The 26702-nt window shown below is 71.6% G+C and carries 21 protein-coding genes; 9 read left to right on the top strand and 12 right to left on the bottom strand.

Annotated features, from left to right (window positions below; all coding sequences use genetic code 11):
- The first annotated feature begins 21 nt into the window (after positions 1–21).
- The 4 genes from ACZ7OY_RS25425 to ACZ7OY_RS25440 are packed head-to-tail and all read left to right on the top strand — an operon-like array spanning position 22 to position 6561.
- A complete protein-coding gene (locus tag ACZ7OY_RS25425) occupies positions 22–1290 on the top strand; it encodes a glycosyltransferase (RefSeq protein WP_471913501.1) in 1269 nt (422 codons plus the stop codon).
- Positions 1287–2936, top strand: a complete 1650-nt coding sequence (locus ACZ7OY_RS25430; RefSeq protein WP_471913502.1) for a phospholipid carrier-dependent glycosyltransferase — start codon at positions 1287–1289, stop codon at positions 2934–2936. Before ACZ7OY_RS25425 ends, ACZ7OY_RS25430 begins: the two co-directional genes overlap by 4 nt.
- Positions 2933–4138 carry a glycosyltransferase gene (locus ACZ7OY_RS25435; protein WP_471913503.1) on the top strand — a complete coding sequence of 402 codons (1206 nt, stop codon included), beginning with the start codon at positions 2933–2935 and terminating at the stop codon, positions 4136–4138. The genes ACZ7OY_RS25430 and ACZ7OY_RS25435 overlap by 4 nt, the downstream gene beginning before the upstream one ends.
- Positions 4135–6561, top strand: coding sequence for a galactose oxidase-like domain-containing protein (locus ACZ7OY_RS25440; protein WP_471913504.1), 2427 nt, complete (start codon positions 4135–4137; stop codon positions 6559–6561). The genes ACZ7OY_RS25435 and ACZ7OY_RS25440 overlap by 4 nt, the downstream gene beginning before the upstream one ends.
- A gap of 25 nt (positions 6562–6586) precedes the next feature.
- Here ACZ7OY_RS25440 and ACZ7OY_RS25445 read toward each other — a convergent pair whose 3' ends face one another.
- The 4 genes from ACZ7OY_RS25445 to trhA all read right to left on the bottom strand — a co-directional run bounded on the left by ACZ7OY_RS25445 (position 6587) and on the right by trhA (position 10378).
- Positions 6587–7318: a Mut7-C RNAse domain-containing protein gene (locus ACZ7OY_RS25445; protein WP_351612947.1), complete on the bottom strand. Its 732-nt coding sequence runs from the start codon at positions 7316–7318 to the stop codon at positions 6587–6589.
- A gap of 34 nt (positions 7319–7352) precedes the next feature.
- A complete protein-coding gene (locus ACZ7OY_RS25450) occupies positions 7353–7982 on the bottom strand; it encodes a TetR/AcrR family transcriptional regulator (protein ID WP_471913505.1) in 630 nt (209 codons plus the stop codon).
- A 5-nt stretch (positions 7983–7987) separates the two neighbouring features.
- Positions 7988–9556 carry an MFS transporter gene (locus ACZ7OY_RS25455; protein ID WP_471913506.1) on the bottom strand — a complete coding sequence of 523 codons (1569 nt, stop codon included), beginning with the start codon at positions 9554–9556 and terminating at the stop codon, positions 7988–7990.
- Positions 9557–9673: 117 nt separating this feature from the next.
- A complete protein-coding gene (trhA, locus tag ACZ7OY_RS25460) occupies positions 9674–10378 on the bottom strand; it encodes a PAQR family membrane homeostasis protein TrhA (protein WP_471913507.1) in 705 nt (234 codons plus the stop codon).
- A gap of 312 nt (positions 10379–10690) precedes the next feature.
- Between trhA and ACZ7OY_RS25465 the strand changes: the two genes are divergently transcribed.
- A complete protein-coding gene (locus ACZ7OY_RS25465; RefSeq protein WP_471913508.1) occupies positions 10691–12511 on the top strand; it encodes a phosphoenolpyruvate carboxykinase (GTP) in 1821 nt (606 codons plus the stop codon).
- Positions 12512–12730: 219 nt separating this feature from the next.
- On the opposite strand, the gene ACZ7OY_RS25470 is transcribed toward ACZ7OY_RS25465, so the two are convergent.
- The 6 genes from ACZ7OY_RS25470 to ACZ7OY_RS25495 all read right to left on the bottom strand — a co-directional run bounded on the left by ACZ7OY_RS25470 (position 12731) and on the right by ACZ7OY_RS25495 (position 19055).
- Positions 12731–13333, bottom strand: coding sequence for a hypothetical protein (locus ACZ7OY_RS25470; protein WP_471913509.1), 603 nt, complete (start codon positions 13331–13333; stop codon positions 12731–12733).
- Complete coding sequence (locus ACZ7OY_RS25475; protein ID WP_471913510.1) at positions 13320–14858, bottom strand: vWA domain-containing protein; 1539 nt, start codon at positions 14856–14858, stop codon at positions 13320–13322. The genes ACZ7OY_RS25470 and ACZ7OY_RS25475 overlap by 14 nt, the downstream gene beginning before the upstream one ends.
- On the bottom strand, positions 14855–16030 hold the full coding sequence (locus tag ACZ7OY_RS25480) for a toxic anion resistance protein (protein WP_471913511.1): 1176 nt from the start codon (positions 16028–16030) through the stop codon (positions 14855–14857). Before ACZ7OY_RS25480 ends, ACZ7OY_RS25475 begins: the two co-directional genes overlap by 4 nt.
- 14 nt (positions 16031–16044) lie before the next feature.
- Entirely contained in the window at positions 16045–17121 is a 1077-nt protein-coding gene (locus tag ACZ7OY_RS25485; protein ID WP_471913512.1) for a substrate-binding domain-containing protein, read from the bottom strand.
- A gap of 181 nt (positions 17122–17302) precedes the next feature.
- Positions 17303–17728: an SCO4983 family protein gene (locus ACZ7OY_RS25490; protein WP_471913513.1), complete on the bottom strand. Its 426-nt coding sequence runs from the start codon at positions 17726–17728 to the stop codon at positions 17303–17305.
- 115 nt (positions 17729–17843) lie between these two features.
- The gene (locus tag ACZ7OY_RS25495; protein WP_471913514.1) at positions 17844–19055 is read right to left on the bottom strand and encodes a pyridoxal phosphate-dependent aminotransferase; all 1212 of its coding nucleotides are present in this window, start codon (positions 19053–19055) and stop codon (positions 17844–17846) included.
- A gap of 126 nt (positions 19056–19181) precedes the next feature.
- On the opposite strand from ACZ7OY_RS25495, the gene ACZ7OY_RS25500 reads away from it, so the two are divergent.
- Both ACZ7OY_RS25500 and ACZ7OY_RS25505 read left to right on the top strand, forming a co-directional pair.
- Entirely contained in the window at positions 19182–20150 is a 969-nt protein-coding gene (locus ACZ7OY_RS25500) for a hypothetical protein (RefSeq protein ID WP_471913515.1), read from the top strand.
- Positions 20151–20711: 561 nt separating this feature from the next.
- Positions 20712–21593 (top strand): S1 family peptidase, encoded by an 882-nt coding sequence (locus tag ACZ7OY_RS25505; protein ID WP_471913516.1) that lies wholly within the window; start codon positions 20712–20714, stop codon positions 21591–21593.
- Positions 21594–21618: 25 nt separating this feature from the next.
- Here ACZ7OY_RS25505 and ACZ7OY_RS25510 read toward each other — a convergent pair whose 3' ends face one another.
- Together ACZ7OY_RS25510 and ACZ7OY_RS25515 are read right to left on the bottom strand one after the other, a co-directional pair.
- The gene (locus tag ACZ7OY_RS25510) at positions 21619–23229 is read right to left on the bottom strand and encodes an N-acyl-D-amino-acid deacylase family protein (protein ID WP_471913517.1); all 1611 of its coding nucleotides are present in this window, start codon (positions 23227–23229) and stop codon (positions 21619–21621) included.
- Positions 23230–23261: 32 nt separating this feature from the next.
- Complete coding sequence (locus ACZ7OY_RS25515) at positions 23262–24527, bottom strand: amino acid deaminase (protein WP_471913518.1); 1266 nt, start codon at positions 24525–24527, stop codon at positions 23262–23264.
- Between the two features lie 196 nt (positions 24528–24723).
- Between ACZ7OY_RS25515 and ACZ7OY_RS25520 the strand changes: the two genes are divergently transcribed.
- A complete protein-coding gene (locus ACZ7OY_RS25520; protein WP_471913745.1) occupies positions 24724–25932 on the top strand; it encodes a sugar kinase in 1209 nt (402 codons plus the stop codon).
- A complete protein-coding gene (locus ACZ7OY_RS25525) occupies positions 25929–26693 on the top strand; it encodes an IclR family transcriptional regulator (RefSeq protein WP_471913519.1) in 765 nt (254 codons plus the stop codon). The genes ACZ7OY_RS25520 and ACZ7OY_RS25525 overlap by 4 nt, the downstream gene beginning before the upstream one ends.
- The last annotated feature ends 9 nt before the right edge of the window (positions 26694–26702 follow it).

The following is a 26702-nucleotide window of genomic DNA, read 5'->3' on the forward strand; positions in this document are numbered from 1 at the left end:
AAGGGGATCCGGGGGGATCTGTTGCTGACGTCTGTCTTCATCGCTGCCATTTCACTGGCATTGTTCTGGATGGCGGCCTTCACGCTCTGGTGGCAGATGCACGCGTGGCGTACGCCCGAAGTGCTCGCGTCCACCCGCTTCAGCAGACCGGACGGGGGCGAGCACCTCTCCTTCTCGCTGCTGCTGCCGGCCCGGCACGAACAGGCCGTGCTGGACCACACCATCCAGCGACTGCTGGAATCGACCCACACCGACTTCGAGATCATCGTCATCGTCGGGCACGACGACCCGGAGACCACGGCCGTCGCCGAGCAGGCGGCGCGCCGCGACCCACGGGTCCGGGTGGTCGTCGACACCCACGAGAAGAAGAACAAGCCCAAGGCCATGAACACGGCGCTGCCGCACTGCCGCGGCGATGTCGTGGGGGTCTTCGACGCCGAGGACCAGGTCCACCCGGAGCTGCTCGCCCATGTCGACCACGCGTTCCGCAGCACCGGCGCGGACGTCGTCCAGGGCGGGGTGCAGCTGATCAACTTCCACTCCAGCTGGTACAGCCTGCGCAACTGCCTGGAGTACTTCTTCTGGTTCCGCTCCCGGCTGCACCTGCACGCGCAGAAGGGGTTCATCCCGCTCGGCGGCAACACCGTCTTCGTGCGCACCGACGTGCTGCGCGAGGCCGACGGCTGGGACCCCGAGTGCCTCGCCGAGGACTGCGACCTGGGGGTGCGGCTGTCCAGCGTCGGCAAGAAGGTCGTCGTCGCCTACGACTCCGCGATGGTGACCCGGGAGGAGACCCCGGGCACGCTGATGTCGCTGCTGAAGCAGCGCACCCGCTGGAACCAGGGCTTCCTCCAGGTCTACCGGAAGAAGGACTGGAAGCAGCTCCCGGGCTTCGGGCAGCGGCTGCTGGCCCGCTACACCCTCATGACACCGTTCCTCCAGGCCTTCTCCGGTGTCATCATCCCGCTCAACGTGGCCATCGCGCTCTTCCTCGACGTGCCCGTCGGGATCGCCTTCGTCACCTTCCTCCCGGCCGTCACGGCACTGGTCACCTTCGTCTTCGAGGTCGTCGGACTGCACGACTTCGGCAGGCAGTACGGCCTGCGCGTCCGCCTCGTCCACTACCTGAAGCTCATCGTGGGCGGGCCCTTCTACCAGGTCCTCCTCGCCGGGGCCGCCATGCGCGCCGTCTGGCGCGAGCACCGCGGCCGCAACGACTGGGAGCTGACCACTCATGTCGGCGCGCATCTCACCGCATCCGAAGTGATCCGAGAGGACGTCCCCGCGTGACCTCCACCCTTCCCGCGGTGACCGCAGCCAAGGTCCCCGCGCAACGCAGGCCTGCGCCCACGACCCCTCCGACCGGCCGCACGGAGCCGCCCAAGCGGCTGCGGTCGTCCCGTCCCGACCTCCTGCTGTGCGGTGTGCTCCTCGTGGCGATCCTCGTCGTCCAGGGCTGGAACATCGCCGACTACCCGACCCTCAGCGACGACGAGGGCACCTACCTCGCCCAGGCCTGGGCCGTCCAGGAGGGCAGGGGCCTGGCCCACTACACGTACTGGTACGACCACCCGCCCCTCGGCTGGTTCCAGATCGCCCTGCTCACCTGGATCCCGTCCCTGGTCAGCCCCGGCTCGATGACCGTCGGCACGATGCGGCTGGTGATGCTGGCCGTCGGCGCGGTCAGCGCCGTACTGGTCTACGTCCTCGCCCGGCGGCTCTCCCTGCCGCGCTGGGCCGCCGGGCTCGGCATGGCCCTGTTCGGGCTCTCCCCGCTGTCCGTCGTCCTCCAGCGCGAGATCTTCCTCGACAACCTCGCCGTGATGTGGACGCTGCTGGCGTTCTGTCTCGCCGCCTCCCCGAGCCGGCATCTGTGGCACCACTTCGGCGCGGGGATCGCGGCCGCCGCGGCCGTGCTCACCAAGGAGACGATGCTCGTCGTCCTGCCCGCCGTGGTCGTCACCATGTGGCGCCACGGACACCGCGACACCCGCAAGTTCGCGCTCACCGGCGCCGTCACCGCCTGCGTCCTGATCGGCTTCTCCTACCCCCTCTTCGCCCTGCTCAAGGGCGAGTTGCTCCCCGGCGGCGGGCATGTCTCGCTCTGGGACGGGATCAAGTACCAGATGTCCAGGCCCGGTTCGGGCTTCGTCCTGGACCCGGGCAGCGGCTCCTACGGTGTGCTGCACTCGTGGCTGTACTACGACCGGGTGCTGCCCCTGGGCGGCCTGGCCGGCGCGGTCCTGCTGCTGGCCACCTGGCGCTGGTCGGTCACCGCCCGCGCGCTGGCCGGACCGGCCCTCGCGGTCGCCGTCCTCACCCTGGTCGCGATGCGCCCCAGCGGCTACCTGCCCGCGATGTACGTCATCGGGGCCCTGCCGTTCCTCGCCCTGGTGCTGGCCGGCGCCACCGCGTCGGTCGCCCACGCCGTGCTGCGCCGACGGCGCGGCGAGGGCGAGAACCGGTACGTCACCGGCGGCCGCTACGCCCTCGCCGCGGTCCTGGCGCTCGCCGCCGGCGCTTATGTCGTACCGCAGTGGTACGACGGCGACAGCACCGCCGTCACCGCGGACGCCAACGCCCCCTACCGGGCCGCGTCCCGGTGGCTGAGCACCGAGGTGGCCGACCCGGCCGACACCCGGGTCCTGGTCGACGACGCGCTCTGGCTGGACCTGGTGCACGCCGGGTACCGGCCCGGACTGGGCGTGATCTGGTTCTACAAGGCCGACCTCGACCCCGCGGTGACCAAGACCATGCCGCACGGCTGGCGGGACCTCGACTACGTGGTGGCCTCGCCGACCGTGCGGCGCGACGCCGCCGATCTGCCCGCCGTCCAGGACGCCCTGCGGCACTCGACGCCGGTCGCCACCTTCGGCACCGGCGAGGACCGCATCGAGATCCGCCGGATCGAGACCGTCTCCGGAGGCACACGATGAGCCACGAGCACACCGTCCCGGGCGAGCTGGGCGACCCGGCCGTAAAGGCCGCGGAGGTGCCGGAGCCCGGCGCCGTCACCATCGTCGTACCGACGTTCAACGAGTCCGCCAACGTCCGCCGGCTGCTGCAGCTGATCACCGAGTCGGTGCCCGCCCGGCTGCCCTGCGAGGTCGTCTTCGTGGACGACTCCACCGACGACACCCCCGAGGTCATCCGCGCGGCGGCCGAGGACTGCCCGTTCCCGGTGACCGTGCTGCACCGGGACGAGCCGGTCGGCGGCCTCGGCGGGGCGGTCGTCGAGGGGCTCAGGGCCGCCGGGTCGGACTGGATCGTCGTCATGGACGGCGACTGCCAGCATCCGCCGTCCCTGGTACCGGAGCTGGTCGCCACCGGCGAGCGGGCGCACGCCGGTCTCGTCGTCGCCTCCCGCTACATCAAGGGCGGCAGCCGCGCCGGGCTCGCGGGCAGCTACCGGGTGGCCGTCTCGCGCGGGGCGACCTGGCTGACCAAGTCGCTGTTCCCGCGCAAGCTGCACGGCATCAGCGACCCCATGAGCGGCTTCTTCGCCATCCGCCGCAGCGCGGTCACCGCCGACGACCTCAAGCCGCTCGGCTACAAGATCCTCCTCGAACTCGCCGTGCGCAGCCGCCCCCGCCAGGTCACCGAGGTGCCCTTCGTCTTCCAGGACCGGTTCGCGGGCGAGTCCAAGTCGAGCGCGCAGGAGGGCCTGCGCTTCCTGCGCCATCTGGCCGGCCTGCGCACCGCCTCGCCGGTGGCGCGCATGATCGGCTTCGGGCTGATCGGCGCCACCGGTTTCGTCCCCAACCTGCTCGGCCTGGGCGCGCTGACCGCAGCGGGGATGCACTACGTCCCCGCGGAGATCCTCGCCAACCAGTTCGGCGTCGCCTGGAACTTCCTGCTCATCGAGCATCTGCTGTTCCGCGACCGGCGCCTGCACCGGCGCTGGTGGGACCGCGTCGGCCGGTTCGCACTGCTGGCCAACGCCGACCTCGTGCTGCGCATTCCGCTGATCGCCCTGTTCGTCGACCGGTTCGGGATGGGGGCGCTGTCCGCCACCGCCCTGGCGCTGGTGACGACGTTCGTCTTGCGCTTCGTCGGTACCGAAGCGCTGGTCTACCTGCCCCGCCGGGGACGCACCGACGCCCCCGCCGGGAGCCGCACAGCAAGGAGAGCCGTGTGAACCGAGTCAGCCGTGTGAACCGCAGGGGCGGGAGCCGAAGAAGGACCGCGTTCGTCGGGGTGGGGGCCCTGACGGCCGGGCTCCTGCTCGCCTCGCCCCAGCCCGCCTCCGCCGCCAACCTGATCCTGAACCCCGGCTTCGAGACGGCCGGCACCGACGGCATGCCGTACTGCTGGGAGAAGTCGGGCTGGGGCGACAACGACTTCACCTTCGCCACCACCACCGACGCCCACTCCGGCTCCAAGGCCATGAAGGTCACCCTGACCCGCCGGGTCGACGGCGACCGCAAGGCGCTGGTCACGGAGTCCACCGCCTGCGCCCCGGCGGTCTCGCCGGGCAAGCAGTACGACCTCTCGCTCTGGTACAAGACGACCACACCGGACGCGGCCGTCACCCTCTTCCGGCACGACACCGTCGCGGGCTGGCAGTACTGGACCGACCTCAAGACACTGGAGATGCAGGGCAACTGGACCCAGGCCTCGGTCCGCACCCCCGAGGTGCCGGCCGGCACCGACCGCATCACCTGGGGTGTCTCCGTCTACGGCACCGGCTCGGCGACCACCGACGACTACACGATGGAGCAGGTCCCCGACGTCGCACCGCCCGCCACCTGCACCGGCACCGCCGACGAGTGCGCCAACGGCAGGTGGACGGTGCTGCCCACGCAGAACCCGGTCCGCTCCATGCACTCCGTCGTCCTCAACAACGGCAAGGTGCTGCTGATCGCGGGTTCCGGCAACAGCGAGGAGCAGTTCAACGCGGGCACCTTCACCTCGGCGGTCTACAACCCGGCCGACGGCAGCTACAAGGTCATCCCCACCCCGAAGGACATGTTCTGCGCCGGGCACATCCAGCTCCAGGACGGCCGGGTGCTGGTGATGAGCGGCAACAAGGCGTTCCCGGTGGCGGGCGGCCACGGCTACGAGGGCTTCAAGGACTCGTACATCTTCGACCCCGTCACCGAGACCTACAGCAAGACCAACGACCTCAACGACGGCCACTGGTACCCGTCGGCGACTGAGCTCGGCAACGGTGACGTGATCTCCTTCGGCGGTCTGCGCGAGGACTCCACCGGCTCGGTGACCGCCGAGCTGTGGTCGAACGCGCAGCAGAAGTGGCTGCCGCTGTGGCAGGTCAACCAGACCTGGTCGTACTGGGGTCTGTACCCGTCGATGATCCTGATGCAGGACGGCCGCCTCTTCTACTCGGGCAGCCATGTCTTCGGCAACAACATCCCCGGCACCGGCTCGGCGATCTACGACTACAACGCCAACACGATCACCCAGATCCCCGGCCTCCAGAACAAGGACCAGCGCGACCAGTCGGCGAGCGTGCTGCTGCCCCCGGCCCAGGACCAGAAGGTCCTCACCCTCGGCGGCGGCAACATCGACTCCAACCCGGACGGCAACCGGCTGACCGACGTCATCGACCTCAAGGCGGCCAGCCCCGCCTACGTGGCCGGGCCGCCGCTGCCGCAGGGCACGGTGGACCTCGGCAACGGCCCGGTGGCCGAGACCGGCAACCAGGGCAAGATGTACGTCTCCGCGGTGCTGCTGCCGGACGGCCATGTGCTGGAGACGGGTGGGGCGCTGCACAACCGCGCCAACCCGGTCTTCGAGTCGTCGCTGTACGACCCGGCGACCAACACCTTCGACCCGGTGGCCGCCGACCCCCAGGCCCGCGGCTACCACTCCTCGTCGTTCCTGCTGCCCGACGGGCGGGTGATGTCGACCGGCGACAACCCGGGCAACGGCACCTGGAACCACAACGTGTCGATCTACACCCCGCCCTATCTGCTCAAGGGCGCCCGGCCGACGATCACTTCGGTCATCGACACCGAGTGGACCTACGGCGACACCCAGCGGATCACGGTCGACCGGCCGGTCGCCAAGGCCGAACTGATCCGTCCCGCCGCCGTCACCCACTCCTCCGACCCCAACCAGCGGTTCGTGGACCTGCCGTTGTCCGTCAGCGGCAACAACGTCGACCTGAACGTGACGAGCAACCCCAACCTGGCGCCGCCCGGCTGGTACATGCTCTTCGCGGTGGACGCCAACGGGGTGCCGTCGGTGGCGAAGTGGGTCCACCTCCAGGGCCCGGCGGCGCTGAGCGCCACCGAAGCCTCCCCGCACGTGCACGCCTTCGCCGACTCGCTGACCGGCACGGTCACCGAGCCCGGCAAGAAGCGCACCTCGCAGCAGGTCAGCCCGACCGTCTCCGGCTGCGACCGGCACTACGGAACGATCAACGTGTGTGTGCCGACCGTCTTCCCGGCGCAGGTGAAGAAGACGGCCGCCGCGCGCTGTGCCTGGCTGAAGACGAACCACTACGGCCGGCTGAAGGTCAACGGCAAGGACGACCCGCTGGCCCTGGACCGCGACCGGGACGGGGTCGCCTGCGGGAAGGGTGACGTGAAGAAATAGCGGGTGCAGAGCGGCGGGTGACGAGCTAGCGCTCGCCCGCGAACTCCGCCAGGGCGCGCTCCACGATGGCCTCCAGCTGTTCGTGGTGCGCGCCCTTCCAGTAGGCGCGCCCGCACTCCCGGCACTGCGCGAACACGTCGTACGACGCCTGCGTGCCGTGCTTGAGCTGATCGGCGACCTCGTCCTTGGTGGCCTCCTTCAGCAGGCCGTTGCAGGCCGTGCAACGCGTCCAGGGGCGCAGCTCGGGGGCGAAGCGGTCGAGGACGTCCCGGAGCTGGTCGTCGGGGCTGGTGCTGTAGACGAACGCGCCCGCCCACAGTTCACGGCGGCGCAGCAGCCCGCGGTCGCGGCTGAGCATCACCCGCTGTTCGGCGGCCGAGCGGGCGGCGAGCGCCGGGTCGCCGATGTCGGTCGACTCGTACGCCGTGTCCACGCCGAGCAGGCGCAGCCGGCGGGCGAGGGTGCCGAGGTGGACGTCGAGGAGGAAGCGCAAGGGGGCGCCGGGGATCCGCTGGGGGCGTTCGACCGCGCGGACGGTCACCGACTCGCCCGCGGCCGGGATGTGCGAGACCGGCACCTGGCGGCCGTCCACGACGAGCGAGCCGACCTCGGTGAGCGGGACACCGAGGGACTCGACGACATGGCCGAGGGTCGAGACGCCGTCGGTGGCCAGGGCGGTGGCGCCGTGGCGTCGGGCGTGCGGGACGAACAGGGTGAGTTCGGGGGCGACTTCGACGTGGATCTCGGGTCGGTTCACCTGGTCAGGATGACACGGAGGCCGGTGCGCGGTCTCAGGAGTTCCGCTGCGGGAGGCCGTGTTGCAGGACGTTCAGGGTGCGGTCGATGAGTTCCGGGAAGTCGTCCGTGTGCCCCCGCTCGGCCCAGTACAGGGACGCCTCCATCAGACCGCCGACCAGGGACATGGCGTAGACCCGCACCTCGATGCTCTCCGGATCCAGGCCGGTGCGCTCGCCGATGGCCTGGCAGAGCATGCGGCCGGTGACCGACATGCTCTCCATCATGCGCGAGCGCACCGCGGGGACCTCGACCGTCAGCCTGCTGCGCAGCCGGGACACCTCGATGTCGTCCTTCGCGCCGAGACTGAGGGCCCGCTGCACCACATAGCGGATGGACTGCGGCCACGGCTCGTCGGCGGGCCGGGCGCGCAGCTCGTCCATGAGGAACGCGTCGTACTCGTCCGTGAGGACGATGTCCTCCTTGGTGGGGAAGTAGCGGAAGACGGTCGACGGCGACACCTCGGCGCGCTCGGCGATCTGGTCGATCGTCGTGGCGTCGTACCCCTGCTCCTCGATCAGTCCGTAGGTGGCGGTACGGATCGCCTCCCGGGTCTTGATCTTCTTCCGCTCCCTCAGTCCCAGCTGGGGGCGGTCGGCGGGGGTGGTGCGATGTGCGGCCGTCATGGGGTTCATTGTCGGGCATCACCCGCGAGCGTGACCACGGCCGGGCTCTCGTCGCCCGCCTCGTCCCGGGCGGGCCGCGCGCTCGGCAGGAAGGCCGCGGCCGGCAGGGCGGCGGCCAGCGAGGCGATCGCGCACACCAGCAGCACCAGGCCCATGCCGTGGACGTAGGCGCTGTCCGCGGAGGCCGCCAGGTGGGCCGACCCTGCCCGCTCGGCGACGAGGTGCGCGGCCACCACCGAGTCCCCGGCGGCGTCGGCGGCCCGCGGCGGCAGCCCGGTGACGTCGAGCCGGTCGCGGAAGGCGCCGGCGAGCAGGCTGCCGAGCAGGGCGATGCCGACCGCGCCGCCCACCTGGCGCAGCGTCATCAGCAGCCCGGAACCGCTGCCGGCCCGGTCGCGGGGGAGCGCGGCCAGGGCGCCGTCCATCGCCGGGACGACCGAGAAGCCGAAGCCGAGGCCCGCGACCGACAGCCACAGCGCGGTGAAGCCGTAACCGGAGTCGGTCGTGGTGCGGCTGCCGAGCAGCGCGGCGAAGGCGAGGACGACCAGGCCCACGCTGACCACGGCCCGGGCCCCGAACCGCGCCACCACCGGCTGGGCGGCCCGCGCGGCGATCATCAGACCGCCCATCATCGGCAGCAGCCGCACCCCGGTGCCCAGGGCGTCGTTGCCGAGCACGGCCTGGAGGTAGGGCGGCAGGACGAACATCAGGCCGGACAGGGCGAACATCACCAGGGTCGCCGCGGCCGTGTTGAGCAGGAAGCCGCGGTGGGCGAGCAGGCTCATGTCGAGCATGGGGCGCTCGGTCCGCCGCTCGCGCAGGACCAGGCCGGTGAGCAGGACCGCGGCCCCCGCGAAGCAGGACAGGACCAGTGCGTCGCCCCAGCCGCGGCCGGGCGCCTCGATGATCGCGTAGATGAGGGCGGCGAGGCCGGACGCGGTGAGCGCGGTGGAGACGACGTCGACCTTCGGTGAGGCCGGGTCGCGGGTCTCGGGCAGCAGGAACAGGCAGGCCGTGACGCCGATGGCGACCATCGGGACGTTGACGAGGAAGACCGAGCCCCACCAGAAGTGGTTGAGCAGGAAGCCCCCGATGATCGGGCCGAGGGGCAGGCCGAGCGCCGAGGCGGCCGAGATGATCCCGACGGCCCGGGTGCGCTCGTCCGGTCCGAACAGCGAGGGCAGCACGGACAGGGCGAGCGGCATCACGAGCGCCGCGCCGACACCCATCAGGGCGCGGGCGGCGATCACCCAGTCCACCTCGCCGGCCAGGGTGCCGACCAGGGAGCCGGCCAGGAAGATCACCAGCCCGGTGATCAGCATCCGGCGCCGCCCGAACCGGTCGCCGAGCAGTCCGGCGGGGAGCATCAGCGCGGCGAAGACGACGATGTACGCGTCCGCCATCCACTGGAGCTGGCCGGTGGTGGCGCCGAGCTGGTCCGCCATCGTCGGCAGCGCCACATTGAGGATCGTCATGTCGAAGCCGAGCACCAGCATGCTCGCGACCAGGGCGCCCAGGGCCCACCAGCGATGGGGGTCGCGCCGTACGTCGTCGCCTTGCGTGACAGTAACCATGAAATGAGAGTAGCTTTCAAAAGATGCTCACTGTCAAGTGAAGTCTGCTCTCGGCAGAGCTCGGGCAACGAAAAATGGCCACGGCTCGTGAGCCGTGGCCATAAAAGAGGGGGAGTGTTACGCGTGCTGGTACGCCACCAGGGAGATCCCGACGTAGTGGACGATGAAGGCGGCCAGGGTGAAGGAGTGGAACACCTCGTGGAAGCCGAACCAGCGCGGTGAAGGGTTGGGCCGCTTGATCCCGTAGATCACCCCGCCCGCGCTGTAGAGCAGGCCGCCGACGATCACCAGGACGAGGACCGCGATGCCGCCCGTGCGCATGAAGTCGGGCAGGAAGAAGACGGCCGCCCAGCCCATCGCTATGTAGCAGGGCGTGTAGAGCCAGCGCGGGGCGCCGACCCAGAAGACACGGAAGGCGATGCCCGCGGCCGCCGCGCCCCACACGCCCCACAGCAGCCACTGCCCCTTGGCCTCCGGCAGCAGCAGCATGGTGAGCGGTGTGTAGGTGCCCGCGATGATCAGGAAGATGTTCGCGTGGTCGAGACGGCGCAGGACGCCGTCCATTCTCGGGCTCCAGTCGCCCCGGTGGTACAGCGCGCTCACGCCGAACAGCAGGCACGCCGTCAGCGCGTAGATCCCGCAGGCGATGCGGCCGCGCGGGGAGTCGGCGAGGGCGGTGAGTACCAGTCCCGAGACCAGTGCGGCCGGGAACATGCCCAGATGCAGCCAGCCGCGCAGTTTCGGCTTGACCGGATGCGAAGGGGCGGTGCCGGGGGTGGCGGCCGACGTGTCCGTCGACGCGTCGGGGACGGGCGCAGTCATGGAGGGCATGGTACCTACGGAACCGTAAGTTACGTGTCAGTACGACGTCCGAGTATTCATGATCTCACGGTGAATCGGGCAACGCAAAAAGTCCTTCAGTCGAACGCCATGTGGACGCAAAGATGCCCGGCTACACGTGGCGATGGTCACTCCGCTCACCTGTGACGCCCTCTGGACATATGGGCGGACGCATCGGAGGATCAAATGAGTGCGGTCGGCACCGGATGAGCGGAGAGCGCTCCGCTGTGCAGCATCCGGGTCGCAGCCCCCACGGGGCCTCCAACAAAAAATCCCCTCTTTTTAGGAGCAATCGTGGCGCGCGACATTGCGGCTCCCGTCATCCCCACCAACCATCAGGAACTGATCTCGTGGGTCAACGAGATCGCCGAACTGACGCAGCCGGACAACGTGGTCTGGTGTGACGGATCCGAGGCCGAGTACGACAGGCTGTCCGAGGAGCTGGTAGCCAAGGGCACCTTCCGCAAGCTCGACCCGATCAAGCGCCCCAACTCCTACTACGCCGCATCCGACCCGACCGATGTCGCCCGGGTCGAGGACCGGACCTACATCTGCTCCGAGGACGAGGCGGACGCAGGCCCGACCAACCACTGGAAGGCCCCCGCGGAGATGCGGGAGATATTCCAGGGCGAGAAGGGCATATTCCGCGGTTCGATGAAGGGCCGGACGATGTACGTCGTCCCGTTCTGCATGGGCCCCCTCGGCTCGGACCTGTCCGCGATCGGCGTCGAGATCACCGACTCCGCCTACGTCGCGGTGTCCATGCGCACGATGACCCGGATGGGACAGCCCGTCCTGGACGAGCTGGGGTCCGACGGCTTCTTCGTGAAGGCCGTGCACACCCTCGGCGCCCCCCTCGCGGAGGGCGAGGCGGACGTCCCGTGGCCGTGCAACAGCACCAAGTACATCTCCCACTTCCCCGAGACCCGCGAGATCTGGTCCTACGGCTCCGGCTACGGCGGCAACGCGCTGCTCGGCAAGAAGTGCTACGCCCTGCGCATCGCCTCCGTCATGGCCCGTGACGAGGGCTGGCTCGCCGAGCACATGCTGATCCTCAAGCTGACCCCGCCGCAGGGCGAGTCCAAGTACGTCGCCGCCGCCTTCCCGAGCGCCTGCGGCAAGACGAACCTCGCCATGCTGGAGCCCACCGTCTCCGGCTGGACCGTGGAGACGATCGGCGACGACATCGCCTGGATGCGCTTCGGCGAGGACGGCCGCCTCTACGCGATCAACCCCGAGGCCGGCTTCTTCGGCGTCGCGCCCGGCACCGGCGAGCACACCAACGCCAACGCGATGAAGACGCTGTGGGGCAACTCCGTCTTCACCAACGTCGCCCTCACCGACGACGGCGACATCTGGTGGGAGGGCATGACGGAGGAGACCCCGGCCCACCTCACCGACTGGAAGGGCAACGACTGGACGCCCGAGTCCGGCGTGCCCGCCGCCCACCCCAACGCCCGCTTCACCGTCCCCGCGGCCCAGTGCCCGATCATCGCGCCCGAGTGGGAGGACCCCCGGGGCGTGCCGATCTCGGCGATCCTCTTCGGCGGCCGCCGCGCCACCGCGGTGCCCCTGGTGACGGAGTCCTTCGACTGGAACCACGGCGTGTTCCTCGGCGCGAACGTCGCCTCCGAGAAGACCGCCGCCGCCGAGGGCAAGGTCGGCGAGCTGCGCCGCGACCCCTTCGCCATGCTGCCGTTCTGCGGCTACAACATGGGCGACTACATGGGTCACTGGGTCGACGTCGCCAAGGACAAGGACAAGGCGAAGCTCCCGAAGATCTACTACGTCAACTGGTTCCGCAAGAACGACGAGGGCAAGTTCGTCTGGCCCGGCTTCGGGGAGAACAGCCGCGTCCTGAAGTGGATCGTCGACCGTCTCGACGGCCGCGCGGAGGGCGTCGAGACCCCCATCGGCATCCTGCCGGCCAAGGGGTCCCTGGACACCGACGGCCTGAACCTGTCGGAGTCCGACCTGGACTTCCTGCTCACGGTCGACAAGGAGGTCTGGCGCGAGGAGGCCGCCCTGGTCCCCGAGCACCTCAACACCTTCGGCGACCACACGCCCAAGGAACTGTGGGACGAGTACCGCGCCCTGGTGGAGCGCCTGGGCTGACCAGCCCCCCATACGCCGCGGCCGGCTCCGATCGTGCCCTGACCAGCAGTATCGTCACGGCCGGCCGCGGTGAACCACCACAGACCGGCGAGGTTGCGCACAACGACGTGCGCGGCTCGAGGCCTGCCGCCGTGTCCCCGTCCGCCCTGACGGGGAACCGGCGGCGGGCCTTCGCCCTTTTCCGGGCACCGGCCCTTTCCCCGACGGGCACCGGCCCCGCTACTGCGAGCGGTCCTCCAGATAGCGCGTGTGCGACTCCTGCCGCCGCGCCTCCGCCTCCCGCAGACTCGCCGCCAGCCGGTCCGCCTCCTCGTGCAGCAGTGTCAGCTGCCGCTCCAGATGCCGTTCCGGCGGCTCCTGGCCGGGTGCCAGCCGCGTCCACCACCGGGTCCGTACGAAGGTGTCGACGGCCTCCGGCAGGTCCTGCCGTACCGCCCGGGAGAGCGTGTGCACGCCCTCCGGGTCCTGGGCGAGCAGCTCGGTGACCCAGCCGGGGTCGAGCAACGCGGTGAGCAGCTCGTTCAGTTCGGTCAGCCGGCCCGCGGCGGCGGGCGGCAGCTCGACGTCCGCGAGATAGTCGCGCAGCTTCCCGAAGTCGGCACGTACCTCGTCCAGCTGCGCGGACGGATCCGGGAAGTCGGGCAGCGGCGGCCGCTCCGGCGGGGCGATCAGCGCGCCCGCGCCGTACAGGCCCGCGACCACGACCGGCCAGTACGGGCCCGCCACCCCCGTGAAGGTCAGCGCCAGACCGGCGATCCCGCAGGCGGCGCCGGTGATGTTCTTGCGGCTCTCCAGGTACCCGAGGAACTTACTGGTAGCCACGGATCTCCTCGAAGGCGCCGTCCAGCGAGCCCTGCTGGGCGTCGAAGAGGCGGCCGCCGGTCAGGTCGGCGATGTGCGCGAGCTCATCGCGGTCGGAGTCGCCGAAGAGGATGGGGAAGACGGGGATGTCCCGCCGGGCGGCGCCGAGCCTGCGGTAGAAGGCGTCGAAGTCGCCGGCCTCGGCGCCGGTGGTGTTCTCGCCGTCCGTCATCAGCACGATCGACGTGAACGTGTCGCTGTCGGTGGCGAGATGGTCGTAGGCCTTCTCCAGCGAGGTGTAGATCGCGGTCTCGCCGTCGGCCTCCAGGGACCTGGTGTCCTTGCGGATCGCGGCGAGCCCGCGCTGCGGGTCGGACGGGTTGACGACATGGGTCCGTGCGCTCTTCACCTCCGACCCGAACGGCATCAGCGTGACCTCCTCGCGGTCGCGGAAGTCGCCGGTCAGATCGGTGAGCGCCTTCTTCAGCCGGGACAGCCGGTCGCCCTCCATCGAGCCGGAGGTGTCCAGGACGTACACCGTCCGGGAGGGCCGGCGCAGCTCGTTCTCGTAGGAGTCGAGCAGCCCGTCGGCGACGGAACGACTGCCGGGGAAGGGCAGTTCGCGCCGCCTGGAGGTGTCGAGACCGGCGGCCGGGGCCACCGAGGCCACGACCGGCCGGCGGTGGGTGCGCTCGGTGATGAGCCGCTGCACGGCGTCGGTGCGCAGGTCGTCGGCGAGGCGGCGGACGTCCGCACGGGCCGCCGCGTTCGAGGCCGCCAGCGAGGAGAGCGGGTAGTCGGCGGTGACCACCCCGTCCGTGGGGCGGATCACGGTCAGGCCCGGGATGCCCTTGAGGACGGACTCGTAGTTGAGCAGCGCGTCGACGTTCCCGCGCCGGGTGTACGCGCTCGCCAGCCAGCCCGAGGACCCCGAGGTCAGCTTCTGCCCCCGGAAGAACTCCTTCAGCCGCGGGGTGGCCTTGGCGACATCGGCGTCGGTGAGCGCCGACTGGGCGCCGGAGAGCGCGGAGGCGACCGAGATCAGCGTGGAGAAGCCGGAGTTGGAGCGGGCCGGGTCGGTCATGCCGTAGGTGAGCCTGCCGTCCGCGACGGCCTTCTCGACCTGCGACCAGGTGACGTGGTCGGGCTGCCAGCCCAGCGAGTTCACCGTCCGTGTCTTCACCCCTATCGCCACCGGGCTCGACATGATCGGGGTCTCGGACACGACCTTCTTCGCCGCGTCGGGGCGCAGCCGCAGATAGGCGTTCGAGGACAGCCACACCGCGTCGAAGCGGCTGTCCGCCTTGCCCTTGGCGAGCAGGTCCACGGCGTCCAGCGTGCCCATGTAGGTGGGGCGGACGGTGAGGCCGGTGTCCTTGCGGACCTGCTCCAGCACCGGTGTCATGTCGCCGAGCTCGCTGGAGGCGAGGACGCGGACGGTGCCGGGTTCGGGCGCGTCGGGATTCTTCTGCTGCTCCGTCGAACACGCCGTCAGCAGGGACAGCGCGGACAGCGCGGCCAGGGCCGCGGTCAGACCACGTCTCATCCGAGGCCTCCCTCCAGCGCGCTCTGCGAGCGGCTGCGCTCCAGGTACGAGCTCGCGCTCTGGAGCTCCGAGGTCAGGGACTCCACGGTCGTCGCCATCACCTCGGTCGCCTGGACCTTGTAGGTGTCGATGGCGTCGAGGGTGCGGTAGATCTGCTGGAAGGCCGCGCGCAGGGTCTCCGCGCCCACCGCCGGGTCGGCCGCGATCCGCTGGATCTCCCCGCTCTGCGTGGCGAGCATCTCCGCGTTGCCCCGGATGAGGTCCTCGGTCGTCCCGCGCAGGGCGTTGACCTGGTCGACGACCTTCTTCTGGTGGTCGAGGGCGGAGGCCAGCATCACCGAGATGCGCAGCGCCGACACGGTGGTCGTGGCCGCCCGGTCGACGCCCTTGATCAGCTCGTCGTTGTTGCGGCGTACGACGTCCATGGCGAGGTAGCCCTGTGCGCACACCGCGAGCTGGGTCAGCAGGTCCTGCTGCTTCTGCCGGACCGGGAAGAGCACGTCCGCGCGCAGGGTGTCGCCCTGTTCGGGCTCGGTCGCCTCCACCCCGGCGATGTGCTGCTCGACGGCCGTGTCCAGGGCCTGGGTCAGCACCACGTACTCCTGGAGCTTGCCCATGGTCTCCCACAGCCGCACCCGCTCGGTCTGCAACGCGGCGTTGTCGCGCCGCAGTTCGTCCTGTCCGCCGCGCAGCGAGCCCACGATCTTGTTCAACGTGCCCTGTGCCGAGGCGTACTTGGCGACGTGGTCGCGCAGCTTGTTGCCGCCGGGCAGCCGGGAGAGGAACTTGCGCCCCTTGTTGGCGGACAGGTCGCGCGGGTCCAGGTCCTCGACCACGCGCCGCAGTTCGACGAGCGAGCCCGCGACCTTCGACTGGGCGTCGCCGCCCTTGTCGGGCAGGCTGCGCACGGCGCGCTCCAGCATCCGGTTGGACTGCGCGGTGGCGGTGCGCATCTCCCCGGCGCCGAGCGCGGTGATCTCCCCGACCTTGCCCGCGAACTCGGGCGAGCGGGCGTCCAGCGCGGTCAGGCCCTCGATGTAGGCGGTGGCCTTGGCGGCCATCTCCGTACGGACCCGGTCGTCCACGGGGACGAGCCCGCCGGCCTTCTCCCGCGGCACCGGCGCGACGGCCTCGGGCGGGCTGAGCGTGAAGTCGTTCTCCGCAGTGGTCATGTGGTTCCCCCCGTTCATCCGCGGGCCCGGCGCGCCAGTTCGTGCAGCACCTTCGAGGTGGGCACGGGCGCCTGCCGGACGCCGGTCAGTTGCTGCTTGAGATAGGCGGTGTGGCCGGCGGCCGCCGCCGTGAACTCGTCGGTGTCGCCCTGTGGCCGGAACCCGTGCCGCACGGCCAGCTTGCGCAACAGCGGGTCGGTGCCGAGGAGTTCGGCCAGACCGCGGCCGTTCTCGGTCAGCGGTACGACGGTGTGGTCGCTGTTGACGGTGGTGTCCGGGTAGAGGACGACCAGGTCCCCGGGGTCGTGCTGTTGACCGAGCAGGGAGGCGACCTGGGACTCGTAGACCAGGACGAGCGGGTTGCCGGCGCCGCTGATGAAGTCCCGGAAGTTCGCGTCGCTGCTGGACTGCTGGGCGCCCTGGACGCTGACCAGCTTGTGTAGCAGGGGCGCGGTGCGCGCGATGTCGGCGTCGCTGGACACCACCCGGCCGCCGTCGGCGACGTAGGAGGCCGCGGCGAGGTAGAGGGCGCCCGAGTTGGAGGTCTCCGGGTCGGTGCTGGAGATGTAGAGGGTGCCGGTCAGCTCCCCGTACTTGGCGGCCCCCTTGAGCTGCTGCCAGGTCCGGTCGTGCCGGGCGGCGTCGAGGTAGGCGGCCATCTTCAGGATGCCGCGGTTCTTGCCGTCGAGCGTGGCGAGCCCGTTGCCGGCGAGCACCTCGGCGGCGCCGCGGTGGGCCACGACGACGAGGGGCGAGTAGAACGGGCGGGGCAGCGTCCCGCGCACCTTGTACTTCGCGGCGAGTTCGGCGGCCGGGGCCTGGCTGGACGGGAAGGCGACGTCGTACCCCTCGAGGTCGAGGCCTTCCATGGCCCATGACCCGGAGGTCTCCGCCTGCACGGTGTAGCCCTTGGCGGCGAGGGCCTTCACCACGTCCGGATCGGCGAAGAACTCGGCCTTCTCCGACCCGATCACGATGCGCACGGTCTTCGTTGCCGTGCCCTTGTCCCCGTGTTCCCGGCCCGCGACGACGGCAGCCACCACTCCGCCGATCAGCAGTACCGCGAGGACTATTCCTGCGATGCGTCTCACGCGGGGGACTGTGCTCGCGGAACCCTACATTCCTGGGCGGGTCGGATGAACGCGCGGTGAAGTGGTGTTCCCGGTATGCAACGGGAGGACGGGAGTCCGACGGGAGAAACAGGGCGCCCGGTCCGCGCGTCGCTACGGGTGCACGCGGACCGGGGCCGTTCGGGGCCCCGGTGAGGGGGTGTCAGCCGGCGGCGCTCAGCTCCGGACGCTGCGCCGCCGCCGCGGCGTGCGCGTCCATGCGCTCCGCCGCCAGGATGGCCGCCGCCGTGTCGGCGCGGGACGCGGCGACGACGAGGGCACGGCCCGCGAGCGTGTGGGCCCGCTCGTGCAGCGCCGCGCGCTGCCGCTCGTCGCCGGCGGCCACCGCGGCGCGGACCGGCGCGTGGCCCGCGCGCAGTCGGGTCACCTGCTGGGTGAGACGGTCGGCCGCGGTGTCGAGATCGGCCGACGGGTCGGTGCCGCGCAGTTCGTCCGTGACGGCGAGCAGTGCCGCGAGATGGCCGGCGAGCTGGATGTCCAGCTCCTCCTCGCGGGAGCGGTGAGGGAAGTCGGAGGTGTTGCCGTCCATCGTGCTGTGGACCGACTTGGTGCGGATCGGTTCGTACATGGGATGGTCTCCTGTGCTCTGACAGGAAACCATCCTAGCTTGGATTTCGTCTAAAGTTGCACCGTTCGGGAAAACAGGGCCGCCGCCGGCCGCCGTCGCTCCCGCCCGGACGCCGTCAGAGCTGGCTGTAGCCGTCCAGGAAGGTGCCGATCCGGCCGATCGCGTCCTGGAGGTCCCCGACCGACGGCAGGGTCACCACCCGGAAGTGATCGGGCTCGGGCCAGTTGAAGCCGGTGCCCTGGACGACCATGATCTTCTCGCTGCGCAGCAGGTCGAGGACCATCTGCCGGTCGTCCTTGATCTTGAAGACCTTGGGGTCCAGGCGCGGGAAGAGGTACAGCGCCCCCTTCGGCCGCACACAGGTCACGCCGGGGATCTGCGTCAGCAGCTCGTAGGCGGTGTCCAGCTGCTCCTTCAGGCGCCCGCCCGGCAGCACCAGGTCGTTTATCGTCTGGCGGCCGCTGAGCGCGGCGACCACGCCGTGCTGGCCTGGCATGTTCGCGCACAGGCGCATGTTCGCCAGGATCGTCAGGCCCTCGATGTAGGACTGGGCGTGCGCGCGGGGGCCGGAGATCGACATCCAGCCGACGCGGTAGCCGGCCACCCGGTAGGCCTTCGACATGCCGTTGAAGGTGAGGGTCAGCAGGTCGGGCGCGATCGCGGCGGTCGGGGTGTGGGTGGCGCCGTCGTAGAGGATCTTGTCGTAGATCTCGTCCGAGCAGACCAGCAGGTTGTGGCGGCGGGCGATGTCCGTCAGGCCCCTGAGCATCGCCTCGTCGTAGACCGCACCCGTCGGGTTGTTCGGGTTGATGATGACGATCGCCTTGGTGCGGTCGGTGATCTTCCGTTCCACGTCCGCGAGGTCGGGCATCCAGTCGGACTGCTCGTCGCACCGGTAGTGCACGGCCGTGCCGCCGGACAGGGAGACGGCCGCGGTCCACAGGGGGTAGTCGGGGGCCGGTACGAGGACCTCGTCGCCGTCGTCCAGCAGGCCCTGCATCGCCATCACGATCAGCTCGGAGACGCCGTTGCCGATGAAGACGTGCTCGACGTCCGTCTCGATGCCGAGGGTCTGGTTGTGCATGACGACGGCCCTGCGGGCGGCCAGCAGGCCCTTCGCGTCGCCGTAGCCGTGCGCCGTGGAGACGTTGCGGAGGATGTCCTCCAGGATCTCCGGCGGGCACTCGAAGCCGAAGGCGGCCGGATTGCCGGTGTTCAGCTTGAGGATCCGGTGCCCTGCCGCCTCCAGCCGCATCGCCTCCTCGAGCACCGGGCCCCGGATCTCGTAACAGACGTTGGCGAGCTTGGTCGACTGGATCACCTGCATGTCCGTGAGCTTACGGCTCGATAACGCTTCTTGGGTCGTGTTTTCCGCCACGTGAGACAAGTCGGTTTGTGCGGGTATCGCCGAGAGCTGTCACTGGAGCCCCGCCTGTACCTAGAATCCGCGATCATGTCCACCCCATCTCAGCGCCAGGACGGGGCGTACGGCCCCCATGCCGCAGCCGACCCGGCCGGCGCGTCCGGCGCCCACCTCGGAGTGGAGCCCGCGGCGCACCCGAACGTGTACCGGCCGCAGGCCGCTCCGGCTCCGGCGTACGAGGAGTACGCCGATCCCGCGGCAGCGCACGGCTGGACGAACTCGTACGACCAGACGCGCGAGCTGCCGGTGCTGGTGGATGGCGAAATACCGCCCGGATATCCCGGGCATCCCGCATATCCCGGGCATCCCGGCTATCCCGGCCGGCCGGAGGATCCGGAGCACTCCGGGTATCCCGTGGAGGGCGGCCATCCCGCTGACGACGGGTCCCAGGGCGCGGACGGGTACCCGGAGGCCGACGGGCATCCGGACGGGGCCGGGGCCGGGCAGGACGGGTACTCCACGCCGTACGCGCCGCCCGTGCCGGCCGTCGCGTCCCTGGCGCCCGCGGGTCCCGGCCGCCGGTCCCGGCGCAAGCAGGGTGCCGTGCGCAGGCGCCGGACGGCGATCGTCGCCGGTGCGGCGGGGGTCGTGTCCGTGGCGGCGGTGCTGGCCGGACTCTCCTTCACCGGCTCCGGCGGCGCGGGCAGCGAACGGGACGGCACGGCCGGGGGGTCCGCCGCGCCGGAGGACCCGGAGACGGGTACGGCCGCGGTCACGGTGAAGGACCCCGAAGGGGTGACGCCCTCCGCCGCCCCCGCGTCCTCGACGGCTTCGAGCAGCGCCCCGGCCGCCACGCGGTCGGCCTCCGCCACGCCCTCCGCGAGCCGGTCGGCGAGCGCCTCGGCGTCCCCGGGTGGGAGCGAGGGGTCCCCGGCCTCCGCCTCCACCCCGACGACCCCCTCCGCCACCCCCACGGTCAGCGCCCCGGTCACGACCCAGCCCACCCGCGGCCACGGCCACGGCCACGGCTGGGGCCACGGCGGCGGCGACGAGAACTGACGGCCCGGCCTGCGGCACGCCGGGCCGTTGGCGCGCCGGGCCTGCGGTGTGCTCGGCCCGCGGTGCGTCGCGCCTGGGGTGCGTCGCGCCTCCGGTGCGCTCGGCTCGCGGTGCGCCGGGCCTGGGGTGTGCTCTGCCCGCGGTGCGTCGCGCCCGCGGTGCGCTCGGCCCGCGGACCAGTGCGGGACTCCGGGGTGTTCCGGTCGCCTCCGGGGCGTCCTGGCCGCACGGGCCACCCCGGCCGCCCCCGGTCGCCCCGGCTCCGCACGCCCCTCGGCCCCCGGCCACCCCCGGTCGCCCCGGCCACCCCCGGTCGCCCCGGCCACCCCCGGTCGCCCCGGCTCCCTCGGTCGCCGTCCAGCCGTTCGTCCCAGATCCAACCACTCAGGTTTTTCAGCCGATATCAGGTGATTCCTCCCCCTGTCATTCGGCCGAGATTCGGCCACCCCCGGCCGGAAAGCACTCGTTGCCCATGCGCCCCTCTGTCATAACAATGCACATGACAAAACAGTGGTGGCCGGAAGATCTCCGGTCGCCTCCGTCGTAAGAGGGGACCCCCACATGAGAAAGCCTCTCGTCGCCGCGCTCCTCGCCCTGGTGATCGCCGGGGCGGGCGCGGCACCCGCGGTCGCCGCCCCCGCACCCGAGGCGCCCGCGTCCGTCGGCAGTGCCGCCGCCCCCACGCGGACGGCCGCCGCCCCCACGCTCCAGGCCGTCACCTTCGCGGGCACCGTCTCGCTCAGCAACTGCTCGGGCTCGGTGATCCGCTTCCCGAACTCCGTGTCCACCGACCCCGCGCTGGTGCTCACCAACGGCCACTGCCTGGAGACCGGCTTCCCGGAGCCCGGCGAGGTGATCGTCGGCCAGTCGTCCAGCCGCACCTTCGGACTGCTCAACTCCGCGGGCACCAGGGTGGCGACCCTGCGGGCGAGCAAGGTCGCGTACTCGACGATGACGGACACCGACATCACGATCTACCAGCTCACCAGCACCTACGCGACGATCCTGAGCTCCTACGGCATCAGCCCGCTGACCCTCGCCGACACCCACCCGGTCGCCGGTACCGCCATCACCGTCGCCTCCGGGTACTGGAAGCGGTACTACAGCTGCAACATCGACGGGTTCGTGTACCGCCTGAAGGAAGGCGACTGGACCTGGAAGGACTCGGTCCGCTACACCTCCGCCTGCCAGACGATCGGCGGCACCTCCGGCTCCCCGGTCATCGACCAGGCCACCAACAAGGTGGTCGCGGTCAACAACACGGGCAACGAGGACGGCGCGACCTGCACGGAGAACAACCCCTGCGAGGTCGACGCGAGCGGCAACGTGACCGTCCGCAAGGGCATCAACTACGCGCAGGAGACCTACCAGATCCCGGCCTGCTTCACGACCGGCAACAAGCTCAACCTGAGCGCGAGCGCGTGCACCCTGCCCAAGCCGTAGCGGCGGCCGGGTGAGCGGCGGGCGGTCACCGGGGAGTCCTGCGGACCGCCCGCCCCGCCAGTACGTCGGTCCGGCGGCCGTCCTCGATCACGAAGCGGCCGTCGACCAGGACGTGCGGGATGCCCGTCGGCGGCGTGCGCGGGGCGTCGTACGTCGAGCCCGCCGCGACCGTCGCCGGGTCGAACAGCACCAGGTCGGCCCGGTACCCCTCGCGGACCAGCCCGCGGTCCGGCAGCCTCAGCCGGACCGCCGGGCGTCCGGTGAGGTGGGCCACGCACTCCTCCAGCGACAGCACCCCCAGCTCCCGCACGTACCGCCCGAGGTAGTGCGGGAAGGTGCCGTACGCCCGCGGGTGCGGTTTGGTGCCCGTCAGGATGCCGTCCGAGCCGCCGGTGTGGACCCGGTGCCGCATGATCGCCCGGACGTTCTCCTCGTGCCCCACGTGCTGCAGGACCGTCGGGCCCAGCCGGTCCGCGAGCAGCAGCCCGCGGGCGGCGTCCCAGGGGGCCTCGCCGCGCAGCCGCGCCGACGCGAGGACCGTACGGCCGACGAACTCGCCGAGCGCCGGGTCGGCGACCCCCGAGATCTCGACCGTGTCCCAGTCGACGGGCACGCCGTGGCAGCCGTCCGCGCCGGTGACCTCCAGGTCGTGGCGGATCCGCTCGGCGGTCGCGTCGTCCGCCAGCCGCCGCAGGAGTTCCTCGGGGCCGCCCTCGCCCGCCCAGCTCGGCAGCAGTGCCACCAGGGTCGTGCAGCCGGGGGTGTAGGGGTAGGTGTCGAGGGTGAGGTCGGCGCCGCCGGCCAGCGCCTCGTCCAGCAGCGCCAGCAGCTCGGGCGCCCGCCCCTCGTTCACGCCGAAGTTCATGGTGGCGTGGGTGAGATGGAGCGCGCAGCCGGCCTTTCGGGCCAGGTCCACCATCTCCGCGTACGCCTCCAGCGCACCGGCCCCGTAGGAGCGGTGGTGCGGGGCGTAGTAGCCGCCGTAGCGCGCCACCACCCGGCACAGTTCCGTCAGTTCGGCGTCCCCGGCGTACATGCCGGGGGTGTAGGTGAGCCCGGAGGAGAGACCGACCGCGCCCTGTTCGAGGCCCTCGGCGACCAGCCGCCGCATCCGCTCCAGCTCCCCGGGCGTTGCCGGGCGGTCCTCCCAGCCGACGACGAGCGCGCGGACCGTGCCCTGGGGCACGAGATAGGCCGCGTTCACGGCGATGCCCCGGTCCAGCCGGTCGAGATACCCGCCCACCGACCGCCAGTCGAAGTCGACGTCGTCGCCGTACCCGTTCCAGCCGGTGATCGCCCGGCGCACCTCGGCCAGGGTGCGGTCGTCGACGGGGGCGTACGACAGCCCGTCCTGGCCGATCACCTCCAGCGTGACGCCCTGCGCGGCCTTCGCCGAGTGGTCGGGGTCGCGCAGCAGTGCCAGGTCGCTGTGGGCGTGCATGTCGATGAAGCCGGGGGACAGCACGAGCCCCTCGGCGTCCAGCTCCCGGCGCGCCCGGGGGCGCTGGCAGCCCGCCGCGGCGGCCTCCTTGACGATCGAGACGATCCTGCCGTCGTCCACGACCACATCGGCGCGGTACGCGTCCGCGCCGGTGCCGTCCACGACGTCCGCGTCCCGGATGACGAGGTTCTCCATGCCGCCCCCTCCCGTCCCCTTCCGGCCCGGACTCAGAAGAACGTGCGGACGCAGTCGACGACCGTGCCGTCCGCCTCGGCGACCGGGATCAGCGGCCACTTGTCGAAGGACGTGCACGGGTGGGACAGTCCCAGGCCCACCCAGTCGCCCACCTCCAGATCGGCCTCCGGGGACGTCCGCAGCCAGGCGTGCTGGTCGGACAGCGCGGTGACCTCGATGCCGGTGGCGGGCCGCTCGACGCCGTCCCTGCGCACCACTTGGGCGACGGGCAGATCGAGGTCGTAGGCCGCGTCGCGCTTGCCCGCGTTGACGAAGGCCTGCTCGGCGGACGGGCGCGAGACCACCTGGGTCCACAGCCGGAACGCGGGCTCCAGGGCGCCCTCCTCGGGAACCCGGTTGAAGGGGGTCAGCCTGCGGTAGTGGCCGTCGTCGTGCGAGATGTAGGCGCCCGAGCGCAGCAGCTTCAGCACGGGCGAGGAGAGCTCGGGGATCTCGGCGAACACCTCGGCGACCGCGTCGAACCAGGCGCTGCCGCCCGCGCTGACGACGATCTCGTCCACGCCGCCGAAGTGCCCCGCCTTGTCGAGGTCCACGGCCAGCGCCACCAGACGGCGCAGCCAGGCCCGCACCCGCTCCGGGGTCGCCTGGGGCACCTCGCCCTCGTAGCCCGCCACCCCGGCCAGCCGCAGCTCCGGTACGGCCGCCACCGCGTCGGCGACCGCCACGCACTGCGCCTCCGTACGCACGCCGGTGCGCGCGCCCTCGCCGGCCGCCAGCTCCACCACCACGTCCACCGGCCGCGCCGCCCCCGCCAGCGCCGCGCCCATCAGCTCCACCCCGCGCACGGAGTCGACGTAGCAGACGAGCCGGAAGGCGGGGTCGGCGGCCAGCTCGGCGGCGGTCCAGCGCAGCGCGGCCGCGTCCACCAGCTCGTTGGCGAGGAAGACCCGCTCGACGCCGAACGCCCGCGCCACCCGTACCTGGTGCGGCACGGCCAGGGTGATGCCCCAGGCGCCGTGGTCGATCTGCCGCTGGAAGAGCTGGGGCGCCATGGTGGTCTTGCCGTGCGGGGCGAAGGCCAGCCCGTGCCGGGCCGCGTACGTCTCCATCAGCTTCAGGTTGTGCTCCAGCCGCTCGGCCGACAGCGCCAGGACCGGGGTGGCGAATCCGCCGGTGAACAGGTTGCGGCGCTGGGCGGCCAGCTCGCCGACGGTGAGCCCGTCGGCGTCGGGCGGGAGTCCCTTGAAGCGGTGGTCGACGCGTTCCTCGGCCAGGCGGGCGAGCGCCTCGGTGCCCATGGGACCTCCTGATCTGATGCGTTGCATATAGCGCAACGCTCGTTGCGTATATCGCTCACTGCTGTCTAACATCTCGGCCGACGCGGGGTCAACGAAGCCGTCGTACCCCCAGGACCGAGGAGTTACGACGATCGTGGCCGCAGCCGGACCCCGCAACGCCCCCGACCTGGTGGATGTCGTGGCGCTCGGCGAGTCCATGGTCACGTTCCTGCCCTCCCGGCCCGGCCGCCTCGCCGACGTGCCCTCCTTCGACCGCGCCATCGGCGGCGCCGAGTCGAACGTGGTCTGCGCGCTGGCGGCCGCGGGCCACTCCACGCGCTGGGTCGGCCGGGTCGGCGCCGACGGCTTCGGCGACCATCTGGTGGAGGCGATCGGCTCCCACGGTGTCGACGTCACGTCCGTACCGCGCGACCCGGACCGGCCGACCGGCGTCTACTTCCGTACCGCCCAGGACCGGGCGAGCGACGCGCACGAGGTGGCCTACTACCGGGCCGGTTCCGCCGCCTCGGCGATGTCCGTGCACAACGTCGACCTGCGCGCGGCACGCGCCGGACGGGTGCTGCACCTGACCGGGATCACCGCGGCCCTCTCCGGCGACTGCCGCGCCCTGCTGCGCGAGCTGATCACCCGCCGCCCGCCGGCGGGCCCGCGCCCGCTGGTCTCCTTCGACGTCAACCACCGGCCCGCACTGTGGCGGGACGCCGACGGGCCGCGGGTGCTGCGGGAACTGGCCCAGGACGCCGACATCGTGTTCGTCGGCGAGGACGAGGCGCGGGAGCTGTGGGGTCTGGAGGGCCCCGAGGCCGTCCGCGCCGCGTTCCCCGGCCCCGCCGTCCTCGTCGTCAAACAGGGCGACAGAGGGGCGACCGCCTTCTCCGAGGAGGCGGGCGGGCCGGGCGCCGGAACGGGCGCCGAGAACGGCGGTGAGCCGGGTGACGGGAGTCACGGCGAGACGGGCGCCGACGGTGGTGATGGGCGCCGCGGGACGGGCGGCGACGGCGGTGATGGGCGCCGCGGGACGGCCGCCGACGGTGGTGATGGGCGCCGCGGGACGGGCGCCGACGACGGCGAGGGGCGCCGCGGGAGGACCGGCCGGGGGGCCGGTCTGTTCGTCCCCGCCCTGCGGGTCGAGGTCGTGGCCGCGGTCGGCGCCGGTGACGCCTTCGCGGCCGGCTTCCTCTCCGCCACCCTGCGCGGACTGCCCCTCCGCGACCGGCTGCGCCACGGCCACCTCATGGCCGCCGCCGCCCTCACCGCCCCCGGGGACCTCGCCGTCCCCGCGACCCGCGACCACGCCGACCGGCTCGCCGCCCTCGACGACACCGCGTGGGGGAGACTTCGACCAGGACCCGGCTGGACCGCCCAGGACGCACCCCGGGCGCCGGAGGAGGCACGCACCCCATGAGCCAGACCGTCGACCGCGCGCTGAGCATCCTGCCGCTGCTCGCGGCGGGCCCCGCCGACCTCGGACAGGTCGCCGACCGGCTCGGCGTCCACAAGTCCACCGCCCTGCGCCTGCTGCGCACCCTCCACGAGCACGGACTCGTCTACCGCCAGTCCGACCAGCGCTACCGCCTCGGCGCCCGCCTCTTCGCGCTCGCCCAGGAGGCGATGGAGAACCTCGACATCCGCGAGATCGCCCACCCCCACCTGGTCCGGCTGAACGAGAGCTGCGGGCACACCGTGCACCTCGCCGTGTACGAGGACGACGAGGTCCTCTACATCGACAAGGTGGAGAGCCGCTACCCCGTGCGCATGTACTCACGGATCGGCAGGCCGGTGGCGCTGACGGTCGCGGCGGTGGCGAAGCTGCTGCTGGCCGACCTGCCCGAGACCGAGCGCCGCGCCCTCGCGGAGAAGCTCGACTACCCCCTCTACACACCCCGTTCGACACCCAACGCCGCCACGTTCCTGCGGGAGCTGGAGCAGGCGCGCGAACGGGGCTGGGCCACCGACCTCGGCGGCCACGAGGAGTCCATCAACTGCGTCGCGGCGCCCATCCGTGGCGCCGACGGCCGCGTGGTCGCCGCGATGTCGGTCTCCGCGCCCAACGTCGTCGTCACCGCCGACGAGCTCCTCGCCCTGCTCCCGCTGGTACGCCGTACGGCCGACGAGATCAGCGGCGAGTACTCCGGCAGAACGCCCGTGAAGCACCCACCCGCATGACCGCCCCCG

The sequence above is a fragment of the Streptomyces sp. NPDC107559 genome, assembly GCF_055657365.1.

Coding starts and splice junctions, on each gene's coding strand:
- ACZ7OY_RS25435 (WP_471913503.1), top strand. CDS start 2,933: ATGAGCCACGAGCACACCGTCCCGGGCGAGCTGGGCGACCCGGCCGTA.
- ACZ7OY_RS25450 (WP_471913505.1), bottom strand. CDS start 7,982: ATGACGGCCGCACATCGCACCACCCCCGCCGACCGCCCCCAGCTGGGA.
- ACZ7OY_RS25455 (WP_471913506.1), bottom strand. CDS start 9,556: ATGGTTACTGTCACGCAAGGCGACGACGTACGGCGCGACCCCCATCGC.
- trhA (WP_471913507.1), bottom strand. CDS start 10,378: ATGACTGCGCCCGTCCCCGACGCGTCGACGGACACGTCGGCCGCCACC.
- ACZ7OY_RS25475 (WP_471913510.1), bottom strand. CDS start 14,858: ATGAGACGTGGTCTGACCGCGGCCCTGGCCGCGCTGTCCGCGCTGTCC.
- ACZ7OY_RS25480 (WP_471913511.1), bottom strand. CDS start 16,030: ATGACCACTGCGGAGAACGACTTCACGCTCAGCCCGCCCGAGGCCGTC.
- ACZ7OY_RS25490 (WP_471913513.1), bottom strand. CDS start 17,728: ATGTACGAACCGATCCGCACCAAGTCGGTCCACAGCACGATGGACGGC.
- ACZ7OY_RS25495 (WP_471913514.1), bottom strand. CDS start 19,055: ATGCAGGTGATCCAGTCGACCAAGCTCGCCAACGTCTGTTACGAGATC.
- ACZ7OY_RS25500 (WP_471913515.1), top strand. CDS start 19,182: ATGTCCACCCCATCTCAGCGCCAGGACGGGGCGTACGGCCCCCATGCC.
- ACZ7OY_RS25505 (WP_471913516.1), top strand. CDS start 20,712: ATGAGAAAGCCTCTCGTCGCCGCGCTCCTCGCCCTGGTGATCGCCGGG.
- ACZ7OY_RS25510 (WP_471913517.1), bottom strand. CDS start 23,229: ATGGAGAACCTCGTCATCCGGGACGCGGACGTCGTGGACGGCACCGGC.
- ACZ7OY_RS25515 (WP_471913518.1), bottom strand. CDS start 24,527: ATGGGCACCGAGGCGCTCGCCCGCCTGGCCGAGGAACGCGTCGACCAC.
- ACZ7OY_RS25520 (WP_471913745.1), top strand. CDS start 24,724: ATGGTCACGTTCCTGCCCTCCCGGCCCGGCCGCCTCGCCGACGTGCCC.
- ACZ7OY_RS25525 (WP_471913519.1), top strand. CDS start 25,929: ATGAGCCAGACCGTCGACCGCGCGCTGAGCATCCTGCCGCTGCTCGCG.